Origin of the sequence: Streptomyces sp. 130, from assembly GCF_007096885.1 — a bacterium.
Taxonomy (GTDB): Bacteria; Actinomycetota; Actinomycetes; order Streptomycetales; family Streptomycetaceae; genus Streptomyces.
Map to the genome: position 1 here is coordinate 1 of NZ_VJNO01000028.1, position 11882 is coordinate 11882.

The following is an 11882-nucleotide window of genomic DNA, read 5'->3' on the forward strand; positions in this document are numbered from 1 at the left end:
GGGTCTCCGATCGGTGGTGTGGAGGGGCTTGTGTAGGGGTGTGCAGGGTTTTCCGAAACTCGCTACGCGAGCGCGCCTAGGGAGAAACCGGGAAACCCTGCACACCCCTACACACCCGCAGGTCAGGGGCTTTCGTCCTCTTCGCCGCCAGTAAGCAGAAGCCCGCGGTAGGTCTGGCCGCCCGCGCTCCGCTTCTTCGCGTAGCCGCGGGCCTGCATCGAGGTGGCGAACGAGACCTCGTTGCCGATGTCCTCGCCCCTCAAGCCGGTGTCGTGGCACCAGGAGGACCAGGCGGTGAACAGCTCACGCGCCTTCACGTAGCCGTGCTGGTTGGCGATGGTCCGCTCCGCCAGGAAGCGGCCCAGCGCGTCGGAGTCGGCCTGGTACGCCTCGGTGCGGGCCCGTACCGCCTCGGGCGGGTTGAGGCCCTGGTCCTGGTAGTCCTTCCACCCCTGGTACACCCACGCGAGGACGGCGTCTGCTGCGGCCTTCAGGCGCTCGGGGAGGTGTCCGTCGCGCTCGTCCGGGGGGATGACGACGTCGAACGGGACGACGTGGATGCGGCGCCAGACGGCGGGGTCGTCGCCGGACACGGCGGGCAGGTGGTTGGTGAGCATGATCAGGGTGTGCGAGGGGTCGAACGTGATGGGGTTCTTGTGCATCAGGTTCGCCTCGATGGGGTCGCCGCCCACGAGCCGCTTCATCTGGGCCTCGGCGAACTTGCGGCCCTTCTCCGTCTCGGAGCAGAACACCAGCCGGGCGCCGCGGAGTCGCATCTTGAACGCGCCGTGCCGCTCGTGCTTGGACTCCATGAGCATGGCCGGGTCGATCTCGATGGCGTAGTCCCCGAAGGTGGCCATGACGGCGTCGCGGAGGGTGCCCTTCCCGTTGGCCCCGGCCCCGGTGAAGATCGGCATGACGTGCTCGGTGACCTTGCCGAGCATGGCGTAGCCGAACAGGCGCTGCACGAAGGAGCGGACGGCCTCGTCGGGCAGGATGCGTTCGAGGAACGCCTCCCACTCGGCGTAGGGGCGGCCGCCGGTGCGGGCCCCGGCCACCTTCGTGATCAGGTGGTCGCGGTTGTTCGGGCCGATGAGGCCGGTGTCGAGGTTGAGGGTGCCGTCGAGGGCGTTGAACAGGTACGGGTCGGCGTCGAGCTTCCGGGATGCGGTGCTGACCGGGGGGAGGGCGGAGGCGATGCGGAGCATGCCCTCCAGGCCGGCCGCGGACTCCGACCGGCGGACGTCCTGGTACAGGGCGTCGCGTTCGGTCTTCTCCAGGTAGCCGAGGCTGCCCAGGGCCGTCTTCACGGTGGCGATGGCGGCCTGCATGTCGGCCCGTTCCTCGTCGGGCTTCCACCGGGTGCCGTCCCACTGGTGCCACCCGATGCCGTGGACGTACCGCAGTTCGTTGCCGTGCTCGTTGATGAGGCGTTCGGCCATGCGGAGTTGCCCGCGGTGCTGCTCGCCTTCGGCGGGCGGGGGGCCCGGGGCGGGGTCGTCATCGAGCCACATCGGGTCTGAGCCGCCCTGTGGGCTTGCCGCGCGGATGTGCTGCGGCGGCAAGCCCACGGGGTCGTACGAAGTGGTCACGCGCTGTTCTCCTGACCGTGGGTGAGGTAGCGGCCCGGCTGTCCCGGTATGGCGATGGGCGGCCACCCGGGGGTTGCGCGCAGCTGGTGCGGCGGCCGGTTGTTGGCGTTGTCGCGGGCGACGCGGATCTCCTCGGCCGTGCGGCGGGCGGCGAGTTCGCGGCCCCGCTTGGCGGCCTCGGCGTTGGCCTCGGCGGTGATCTCGCGGTACCAGGCGACTGGGTCGCTGTCCGCGAGGTCGTCAAGGCGCTGGCGTTCGGTCTCGGCGCGGCGGTGGAGTTCGGCGGCTTCGAGGGTGGCCGCGTAGGTGCGGGGGTCCTCGGGGCTGAGCTGAAGCCACTCGGGGGTGCCGTAGGTGGGCCACTCGGTGACGCGCAGGGCGGCGATCTGGTTCTCTGCGCGCAGGCCGGTGATCTGTCCGGCGGTGACGTTCTCGGGGACGGCCTGGAGGACCCGCCCCCGCCCGGCCGCGACGGCCAGGAGGGGACGGGACTCGGTGGGATTGCTGCTCACTGGCTGTCCTCGACGGTGGCGAGGTGGTTGCGCAGGGCCCGGAGCCGGGGGATGAACTGCTCCAGGTCGGCGATCAGCTGGTCGGCCCCGGCGACGTCGAGTTCGTCACCGGAGCGCGGCTGAGACCACACGGCGATCGAGGTCCGCAGGTTGTCGACGTCGTCGCTGCGGAAGATCTCCGCAGACAGAAGGTCTCCGGCCGCGCCGGAAGTGGTGACGGAGTAGCACTCGGCGGCGGGCTCCAGCGGGGCCCGGCCGTCGAGCTGGTCCGCAAGCGCCTCGACCTTCTCCAGGTGCGTGCGGAGGTCGGCGCACCGGGTGCGGACCTGCTCGGGGGTCAAGTCCAGGTCGAGAAACCCGACGAACGGCTTGAAGCCGTTCGGCCCGTCCTCGGCCATGATGCTTGCGGGCAGCAGGTGGTCGCCGTACCCGTCGACGGTGGGCGCTTCGATATACGCGGAGGTGTGCGTGGTGTGGTCGCCGGTGACGGTGCACCACTCGTACGCGCACCGCACGTCACACGGGGGGTAGCAGACGTTGAGCCGTTCCCCGTCCGGGGTGAAGTAGGGGCGCTCGCCCTGGGCGTAGGCGAGGTCCACGCCGCAGCGGGCGCACTCGTGGCCGTCGAGCTGGGCGCCGGTGTAGCGGGGGGTGGGGAGCGCGTCGGCGGCGGCCGCGGTCTGCTGGACGGCGTCGACGGTGAACGGGCACTTTCCGTGCTTCGTCAGGTCGAGCGCCGGAACGGCGGGCCGGGTAGCGGCGGCGAGGAGGTTGGTCGTACGCTTCATCTGAAGCTCCTTTTCGACGGCCGCGCATATGGGACTGGCATCCCGCGCGGCCGTTTGGCTGTTCAGGACTGGGCAGCGATGGGTGATTCGACGGACAGGGCTGCGGGTGCAACCGCGGCCCTGTCGCCGTTCTGTGCGGCGTCGAGGCGGCGCACGTATTCGTCGATGGCGTCGGCCGGCACGCGTCGGGCGTGCCCGATCTTCACGCTCCGGAGTTCACCGGAGGCCACGAGCGCCTTCGTGGTGGTCAGCCCGAGACTGAGTTGCCGGGCTGCTTCCGGAACTTGATAGAGCCGCTTGCTCATGCGTACCCCTGAAGGTGACTGACTGCGTACCCAATTGGCTACGCACGTTTGGACCATAGGGGTCACAACGGGTCGCGTCAAGTATGTAAGAGGTTGCGTGATGGGTTGCGTAACCTACGCCCGCCGTGCGAGGCTGCGGCCATGTACGAGACCGGTAGCTGGACCTTCCACGTCGTCGCGGGAGGCTGGACGAAGTGCGTCGGCAACGACGACCGCACGGCGTATCTGCGACTCAAGCCGTCGGAGCGCGACCCCGCACGGCTCGTCACATGCGCGACCTTCATGGAGTCCAACAGGCCCATCAGCAGTGCAACTTGGGCGCAGGTCCCGTTCGCCACGATCGAGCGGATGGCGGAGGATCGCGCAATGGATCTTGTCGCGGCTGGGGCCGGTCAGTCGACTGCCATCGAGGACCTTGAGCGTCACTTCAAGGAGCAGATTGCAGCCGGGCGAGTCCAGCGCTTCACGTTCAGCGAGCACACGCCGTACGTGCCTGAGCCCGTGGAGCAGCCGAGCACCCCCCTGGTGAGGCCGCAGCGGATCACGGACGACTTCCTGAAGGACGTTGCCGCGCAGTATCGGTGGCTGGCCCACATCAACGAGGCGCCGGGACCGGCCATCGCTGAGCAGACTGGGGCCCCCGTGCGCACCGTGCAGGGCTGGATCCTCCGAGCGCGGAAGCGCGGATTCCTTCCCCCCGGCCGGCCGGGGCGTGCGGGATGAGCGGCCGGCGCGCGAACGGCGACTCGTCGGTGTACTTCTCCGAAGCGGACGGGAAGTGGCACGGCTGGGTCACGGTCGGCACGAAGCCGAACGGCGCCCCGGACCGCCGCCACCGCCAGAGCCCGGACGAAGCAGTCGTACGCGCGAAGGTCAAGGAGCTGGAGAAGGCCCGGGACGCGGGCAGGACCAGGAAGGCCGGCCGCGCACCGACCATCGAGCAGTGGCTGACGACGTGGATGGACACGGCCTGCGCGCGCAAGGTGGCCGACGGCACGATGGCGCCGCGCACCCTGGACGACTACCGGTCGAAATGCCGCCTCTACCTGTTCCCCGGCATCGGGAAGCACCGCGTCGACAAGCTGGCTGCCGAGCACCTGGACGCCCTGTACCTCGACATGATCGAGCGCCAGGGCCTGTCCAGCGGCACCGTCCTGAAGACGCACCGGATCATCGCCCGAGCCCTCAAGGTCGCCATGCAGCGCGACATCGTGCACCGGAACGTCGCCACGCTCGTTGAGCCCCCGCAGCCGTCGGAGGTGGAGATCGAGCCGTACGGCCAGGCTGAGGCACGCGCCCTGCTCACCGAGGCCGGGCAGCGGCGCAACGGCGCCCGCTGGTCCGTCGCGCTCGCAATCGGCCTGCGACAGGGCGAGGCGCTGGGCCTGCGCTGGAAGTACCTAGACCTGGACACCGGGGCGATGAAGGTCTGGTGGCAGCTTCAGCGGCTCACCTGGCGGCACGGCTGCGAGGACCCACACGCGTGCGGCGCCGGGCACCACCGCAAGGGCTGCAAGTCGACCTGTCGCCAGCACGCGAAGCTGAAGAACGGGTGCCCGAAGCCGTGCCCGAAGGGCTGCACGGCCCACGCCAAGACGTGCCCCGAGCGCACCGGCGGCGGCCTCGTGTTCCGCGAGCCCAAGGGGAAGAACAAGCGCATCGTCACCATCCCGCCGCCCCTGATCCCCGTACTGCGCGCGCACCGCGCCGAGCAGCTGCGCGAGCGCCTGGCGGCCGGGGAGCTATGGGAGGAACACGACCTCGTGTTCTGCCAGCCCAACGGGCGGCCGATCGATCCTCGGCACGACTGGGACGACTTCAAGGACATCCTGTCGGCGGCCGGGCTGCGGGACGCCCGGGTCCATGACGGCCGGCACACCGCGGGCACGCTGATGATCGAGTCCGGTGTCAGCCCTCGCGTCGTAATGGAAGTCCTGGGTCACTCCTCGATGCGCATGATGGTCCGCTACACGCACGTCGGATCGCCGCTTGCGCAGGACGCGGCCCAGCGGATGGGGGACGCGCTGTGGGGGTGATTGAGCGCCGAACTGCAACGGCAACTGCAACTAGGCATGAAAAAGACCAGCGGCTTCCGAGTGGGAAACCGCTGGTCAAGTACCGAGCCGCCTTCGGGATTCGAACCCGAGACCTACGCATTACGAGTGCGTTGCTCTGGCCAACTGAGCTAAGGCGGCGCGCCCTGTTCGCACCATGATGCGATCAGCAGCGACGCCAAGTCTACACAGTTTCCGGGGGTGCTCCGAACCAGCCCGCTTCGGCACCGTTCGCGCAGGTCAGCGGCACTTCTTGCCCGAGGCGGGCGGGGTCCCCTCCAGGAGGTACGTGTTGATCGCCGTGTCGACGCAGTCGCTGCCACGCCCGTACGCGGTATGGCCGTCGCCCTCGTAGGTGAGGAGGGTGCCCGAGGAGAGCTGGCCGGCCAGGGACTCGGCCCAGGCGTACGGGGTGGCCGGGTCGCGGGTGGTGCCGACGACGACGATGGGGGCGGCCCCCTCGGCCGTGATGCGGTGGGCGGTGCCGGTGGCGGGGACGGGCCAGTGGGCGCAGTTCAGGGCGGCCCAGGCGAAGCCCCTGCCGAAGACCGGGGACGCCTTCTCGAAGGAGGGCAGGGCCTTCTCGACGGCCTCGGGGCCGGTGAAGGCGGGCGGCAGGTCGAGGCAGTTCACCGCGGCGTTGGCGAACATCAGATTGGTGTACTTGCCGCTCGGCTCCCGTTCGTAGTAGCTGTCGGCCAGGGCCAGCAGCCCGGAGCCGTCACCCGACTCGGCGCCGGTCAGTGCCTCGCGCAGCTGGGGCCAGGCCGACTCGTCGTACATCGCGGCGATGACGCCCGTCGTGGCGAGCGACTCGCCCAGCTCGCGCGACTCGCCCGTGGGGACCGGGTCCTCGTCCAGGTCGGCGAAGAGCCTCTTCAGGCGGTCCGCCGCGTCGGAGGCGGAGGTGTTCCCGAGGGGGCACTGCGCCTGCTTCACGCAGTCCTTCGCGAACGACTGGAACGCGGTCTCGAACCCGGCCGTCTGCGCCCGGTTCATCTCCACCGACGAGAGCGAGGGGTCCATCGCCCCGTCGAGCACCAGGCGGCCGGTGCGGCCGGGGAACAGCTCGGCGTACGTCGCACCCAGGAACGTCCCGTACGACGCCCCCACGTAGTTCAGCCGCTCGTCGCCGAGCAGGGCGCGCAGCATGTCCATGTCGCGGGCGGTCTCCACGGTCGAGACATGCGGCAGGACCTCGCCCGAGCGCTTCTCGCAGCCCGAGGCGAACTTCTCGAAGGCGTCATTCAGCTTCGTGACCTCGGCGTCGTCGTCCGGGGTCTGGTCCACCTGCGTGTACGCGTCCATCTGCGGTCCGGTCAGGCACTCGACGGGCTCGCTGCGCGCCACCCCGCGCGGGTCGATGGCCACCATGTCGTAGCGGGCCCGCACCTGGGCGGGGTAGCCGATCCCGGCGTAGCCCTGGAGGTAGCCGATGGCCGATCCGCCGGGGCCGCCCGGGTTGACCAGGAGGGAGCCGATCCGCTTGCCGGGCCCGGTCGCCTTCTTGCGCGAGACGGCGAGCTTGATCTCACCCCCGTCCGGCTTCGCGTAGTCCAGCGGCGCCTTCATCGTCGTGCACTGGAAGCCGCTGACACCGCAGTCCCGCCAGCTCAGGTGCTGCGCGTAGTACGGCTTCAGGGCGGCCGGAACCGCCGGTGGCGACGCGGACCCGGCGCCGGCGGAGGACGCGGCTCCAGACGAGGAGCCTCCGTCGCTGCACCCGGAGACGAGCAGGCCGGCAGTGCCGAGCGCGAGGGCGAGAGTGCGGAACGGGCGCCTGGTGTCCATGCCCGGAGCGTAGCCGCAGCTCCGCCACTCACCCGATTCCTCGCTCTTTCGGGTGATTCGATGGGCGTACGGACCCGTCAGCCGGCGCGCAGCGCCATCGTCATCGCCTCCACCGCCAGCAGCGGTGCCACATTCCGGTCCAGGGCACGGCGGCAGGCCGACACCGCCTCGATCCGGCGCAGCGTGCGCTCCGGGGTGGACGAGCGCGCGACGCGGTCCAGGGCGTCCTCGGCGTCGGCGTTGGCTATCGCGATCCGGGAGCCGAACTGCAGGGCGAGCACATCGCGGTAGAAGCCGGTCAGCTCGGTGAGCGCCAGATCGAGGCTGTCGCGCTGGGTGCGGGTCTTGCGCCGCTTCTGCTTGTCCTCCAGCTCCTTCATCACCCCGGCCGTCCCGCGCGGCATCCGGCCCCCGGCGGCGGCACCGAGCGCCGCCTTCATGTCCTCCGTCTCCTTCGCGTCCACCTCCTCGGACGCCTGCTTCGCGTCCTCGGTCGCGGTGTCGATCAGCTCCTGCGCGGCCTTGAGGCATCCCCCGATGTCCTCGACGCGCAGCGGCAGCTTCAGCACCGCCGCCCGGCGCGCCCGGGCCCGCTCGTCCGTGGCGAGGCGGCGCGCCCGCCCGATGTGCCCCTGGGTCGCGCGGGCGGCGGCGGCGGCCCGCTCCGGGTCGATGCCGTCCCGGCGCACCAGGACGTCGGCGACCGCGTCGACCGGGGGCGTACGCAGGGTGAGGTGGCGGCACCGCGACCGGATCGTCGGCAGCACGTCCTCCAGGGAGGGCGCGCACAGCAGCCACACCGTGCGCGGGGCGGGCTCCTCCACCGCCTTCAGCAGGACGTTGCCCGCGCCCTCGGTGAGGCGGTCGGCGTCCTCCATGACGATGACCTGCCAGCGCCCGACGGCCGGGGAGAGCTGGGCGCGGCGCACCAGCTCGCGGGTCTCCTTCACACCGATGGAGAGCAGGTCGGTGCGGATCACGTCGACGTCGGCGTGCGTACCGATGAGGCTGGTGTGGCAGCCGTCGCAGAAGCCGCAGCCCGGCGCACCGCCCAGCGCGCGGTCGGGGCTGGTGCACTGGAGGGCGGCGGCGAAGGCCCGCGCGGCGGTGGAGCGCCCGGAGCCCGGCGGGCCGGTGAACAGCCAGGCGTGCGTCATCTTCGAGCCGGGCGGCACCGTCTCCCCCGCCGCGTCGGCGGTGACCAGCACATCGGCGTCCCGGGCGGCGGCGCCCAGCTGCTCCCGCACCCGGTCCTGGCCGACCAGGTCGTCCCACACGGACATGGGGCACCGCCTTTCCGCTTCGCTCGACGCGTGGCTCTCGTCGCTCCGGTCTCCCATTGTGGGGGACGGGTCCGACAACGCGGACGCCGATGGCCCCACACCAGGGAAAGGTGCGGGGCCACCGGCGTCGTCCCGTAGGGGTGTCCCGGTCAGCGGCGCGGCCGTCGTCCCCGGCCCCCCGACGACTCCGGGCCCTCGTCGTCGTAACCGCCCAGCAGCTCGTCGGCCAGGCTGGGCAGGTCGTCCAGCGGGGTCTCCTCCGCCCAGTCGGGCCGGGGGCGCCTGGGGCGCTGCCGCTCCGCATGCGGATCGGTGATCTGCGGCAGCTCACGGGTGCGCTCGTTGTCGCTCTCCGCCGGCCGCTCGTCCCGGAAGATGCCGGGCGGCACGCGGTCGGCCGGGCCGGACTCCCGCACGGCGCCGTCGCGCCCGGTGTCCCGCACGGCGGGCAGCACGGTCGTCTCCTCGGAGTCGTCGGAGAACTTCGGGATCACGGTCGTCTCGTCCTGGTCGGACGGCCAGGGCCCGCGGCCCCGGCCGGAACCGGACTCCGGATCCGCCGGTGCGGGAACGGGCTGCGTGATCTCGTTCGGGTCCACGATCGGCGTGGGCACGGTCAGCTCGTTGTCGGGCCCGGCGGGCTTGTCGCCGCCACTGCCGTGATCACCGGCTCGCGACGAGCCCCCGGAGTCCTGCCGCAGCCGGGCTTCCTCCTCCCGGGCCGCCCGGGCGCGGGCTTCCTGCCGCTCGGCCAGGGCGCGTGCCTCCTTCTCGCGGGCGGCCCGCTCACGGGCACGCTCCTCGGCGGCAGCCGCTTCGGCCTCGGCCTTCGCCTGAGCCTCCGCTTCCGCCTGACGGCGGGCGGCCTCGGCCCGGAGCAGGGCCTCCTCGGCCTTGCGCTGCTTCTCCAGCCGCGCGGCCTCGGCCTCCTTGCGGAGCCGGGCCTCCTCCTCCGCCTGCCGGCGCAGCCGCGCCTGCTCCGCTTCGTAGGCCGCTTCCTCGGCTTCGCGGCGCGCGCGCTCGGCCTCGGCGACGCGGCGCGCCTCCTCGGCACGCTGCCGCTCCTCCTCGGCCTTGCGGGCGGCCTCTTCCTCGGCCCGGCGCCTGGCCTCCTCGGCCTGGCGCTCGGCCTCGCGGCGGCGGGCTTCCTCCTCCTCGCGGCGCTTGCGTTCCTCCTCCTCGGCGCGGAGCTTGGCGAGCTGTTCCTGCCGCTCGCGCTCCAGGCGCTCCTCCTCGGCCTTGCGGGCGGCCTCTTCCTCGGCCCGGCGCCTGGCCTCTTCCTCGGCGGCCTTGCGGGCCTCCTCGCGGGCCTTGATCTCGGCCTCGGAGAGGGGCAGGACCTGGTCGAGGCGGTGGCGTACGACCGTGGTGATGGCCTCAGGTTCCTGCCCGGCGTCCACCACGAGGTAACGCGTCGGGTCGGCGGCGGCCAGGGTCAGGAAGCCGGAACGCACCCGGGCGTGGAACTCCGGCGGTTCGGACTCCAGCCGGTCGGGCGCCTCGGTGAACCGTTCCCTCGCGGTCTCGGGCGCGACGTCCAGGAGGACGGTCAGGTGCGGTACGAGGCCACTCGTCGCCCAGCGCGAGATGCGGGCGATCTCGGTCGGCGCCAGATCGCGGCCCGCGCCCTGGTAGGCGACGGACGAGTCGATGTAGCGGTCGGAGATGACGACGGCGCCGCGCTCCAGGGCCGGGCGGACGACCGAGTCGACGTGCTCGGCGCGGTCGGCGGCGTACAGCAGGGCCTCGGCCCGGTTGGAGAGCCCGGCCGAGGACACGTCGAGCAGGATGGACCGCAGCCGCTTCCCGATCGGGGTCGCGCCCGGCTCACGGGTGACGACGACCTCGTGGCCCTTGGCCCGGATCCACTCGGCGAGCGCCTCCACCTGGGTGGACTTGCCGGCTCCGTCGCCGCCCTCCAGGGCGATGAAGAACCCGTTCGCGGCGGGCGCGACGGCCGGGTCGCCGCCGCGCAGCGCCTCGCGCAGATCGCGCCGCAGCGGTACGCCGGAGCGGTCGTCGGTCTTCGCGAGGACGATGACCGCGACGGGCAGCAGCAGGGCGCCGACCAGCATCAGGGTGAACGCGGCGCCGCCGTGCGCGAAGACGAAGTCGCCGATGGTCAGCCGGTGGGTGCCGATGGCCGCGGCGACCAGCGGGCCGCCGACCGCGGCGAGGGCGATGAGGACCCGGACGACGGCCTGGAGGTGTTCGCCGATCCTGGTCCGGCGGGCCTCCTCGGTCTCCTGGTCGACGAGGACGTGACCGGTGTTCGCGGCGACGCCCGCCGCGTATCCGGCGAGCACGGCGAGCAGGACGACGGTCGCCGTGTCCGGGACGAGGCCCATCGCCAGGAGGGCGATGCCCGTGACGGCGGTGGCGAACGAGAGCATCCGCCGCCGGGACAGCGTGGGCAGCACCTTCCCCGCCGTACGGATGCCCACACCCGTACCGCCGGTGAGGGCGAGGACCAGCAGGGCGAGGGTGACGGGCCCGCCGCCGAGGTCGCTGGCGTGCAGCACGGCGACGGCGGCGGCGGTCGCGATGGCTCCGGCGACCGCCGCGCAGGTGGCGACGATGAGCGGGATGGAACCGGTGCGTCCCTTGTCGGGGCCGTTCCCCGCGGACGGCCGGCGCAACCCCTCCAGGGGCGAGCGCGGGCGGGGCGTCTGCGTGCCGGGCAGTTCCAGGAAGTACAGGGCGGAGATGGAGGCGGAGAACAGTCCGGCCGCGACGTACGAGCCGAGGGCCGCCTGGTGGAAGGAGAACCAGTCCAGGCCGGAGCCCAGCAGGCTGCCGATCACGGTGGCGACCAGCAGCACGGCCGCCGCGAGGGGGACGGCCGCGAAGTCCGTCCGCAGGGACAGCCGGCGCAGTGCGTCGAGGTGGTCCGGCAGCGGGCGCACGGCGGCGCCCTCGATCGGCGGGGCCGGCAGCAACGCGGGCGCCGCGCTCTCCTTGGCGACGGTCCAGAGCCGTTCGGCCGCCCCGGCCACGAAGACGGTGACGAGGATCATCGTGAGCGCGTTGGAGGGCGTCCAGTCGATCCACAGGGGCGCGACGACGAGCAGCAGGAGCCGCAGCCCGTCGGCGCCGATCATCAGCCACCGCCGGTCGACCGGCCCGCCCGGCGCCGTGAGCGACGTCAACGGCCCGAGAAGTACGGCTCCGAAGAGCAGGGTGGAAATGATCCGGGCCCCGAACACGGCGGCGACGGCAAAGGCCGCCCCTCGGTATCCGGTCCCGAATGAGCCCTCGAGAACCGCCGCTTGCAGCGACAGCAGCACCAGCACGAGAAGGGCGAGTGCATCGCCGGTACTGCCGACGAGCTGGGCGCTCCACAACCGCTTCAGCGGAGGAACACGCAACAGGGCTCGTACGGCGCGCTCGCGTGAGTCTGCGGCAAGTGCGTCGGAGGTGGGGCTCACGACCGTAGGCTGCTCGGCTCGCGTCATCCGCCCAGCCTAACGGGACACCCACATTCCCCGTGCCCCCACCCCAACAAACCCCCCCCCCCCCCCCCCCCCCCCCCCCCCCCCCCCCCCCCCCCCCCCCCC

The 11882-nt window shown here is 72.2% G+C and carries 9 protein-coding genes and 1 tRNA gene; 2 read left to right on the top strand and 8 right to left on the bottom strand.

Annotated features, from left to right (window positions below; genetic code table 11):
• Nucleotides 1-122: 122 nt before the first annotated feature.
• The 4 genes from FKN01_RS22225 to FKN01_RS22240 form a co-directional block, all read right to left on the bottom strand.
• The gene (locus FKN01_RS22225; protein ID WP_185992940.1) at nt 123-1442 is read right to left on the bottom strand and encodes a phage/plasmid primase, P4 family; all 1320 of its coding nucleotides are present in this window, start codon (nt 1440-1442) and stop codon (nt 123-125) included.
• A 146-nt stretch (nt 1443-1588) separates the two neighbouring features.
• Entirely contained in the window at nt 1589-2104 is a 516-nt protein-coding gene (locus tag FKN01_RS22230) for a hypothetical protein (RefSeq protein ID WP_143623344.1), read from the bottom strand.
• Nucleotides 2101-2892 carry a hypothetical protein gene (locus FKN01_RS22235; RefSeq protein ID WP_143623345.1) on the bottom strand — a complete coding sequence of 264 codons (792 nt, stop codon included), beginning with the start codon at nt 2890-2892 and terminating at the stop codon, nt 2101-2103. The genes FKN01_RS22230 and FKN01_RS22235 overlap by 4 nt, the downstream gene beginning before the upstream one ends.
• Before the next feature lie 62 nt (nt 2893-2954).
• Nucleotides 2955-3197 carry an excisionase family DNA-binding protein gene (locus FKN01_RS22240; protein WP_143623346.1) on the bottom strand — a complete coding sequence of 81 codons (243 nt, stop codon included), beginning with the start codon at nt 3195-3197 and terminating at the stop codon, nt 2955-2957.
• A 141-nt stretch (nt 3198-3338) separates the two neighbouring features.
• Between FKN01_RS22240 and FKN01_RS22245 the strand changes: the two genes are divergently transcribed.
• Both FKN01_RS22245 and FKN01_RS22250 read left to right on the top strand, forming a co-directional pair.
• Entirely contained in the window at nt 3339-3920 is a 582-nt protein-coding gene (locus FKN01_RS22245; protein WP_143623347.1) for a hypothetical protein, read from the top strand.
• Nucleotides 3917-5233, top strand: coding sequence for a site-specific integrase (locus FKN01_RS22250; protein ID WP_260696976.1), 1317 nt, complete (start codon nt 3917-3919; stop codon nt 5231-5233). Before FKN01_RS22245 ends, FKN01_RS22250 begins: the two co-directional genes overlap by 4 nt.
• An 85-nt stretch (nt 5234-5318) precedes the next feature.
• Here FKN01_RS22250 and FKN01_RS22255 read toward each other — a convergent pair.
• The 4 genes from FKN01_RS22255 to tmk form a co-directional block, all read right to left on the bottom strand.
• A tRNA-Thr gene (locus FKN01_RS22255) sits at nt 5319-5392 on the bottom strand.
• Nucleotides 5393-5491: 99 nt separating this feature from the next.
• Nucleotides 5492-7042, bottom strand: coding sequence for an alpha/beta hydrolase (locus FKN01_RS22260; protein WP_143623348.1), 1551 nt, complete (start codon nt 7040-7042; stop codon nt 5492-5494).
• Between the two features lie 77 nt (nt 7043-7119).
• Nucleotides 7120-8325 (bottom strand): DNA polymerase III subunit delta', encoded by a 1206-nt coding sequence (locus FKN01_RS22265; protein ID WP_143623350.1) that lies wholly within the window; start codon nt 8323-8325, stop codon nt 7120-7122.
• 149 nt (nt 8326-8474) lie between these two features.
• Nucleotides 8475-11780: a dTMP kinase gene (gene tmk, locus FKN01_RS22270; protein ID WP_185992941.1), complete on the bottom strand. Its 3306-nt coding sequence runs from the start codon at nt 11778-11780 to the stop codon at nt 8475-8477.
• Nucleotides 11781-11882 lie beyond the last annotated feature (102 nt).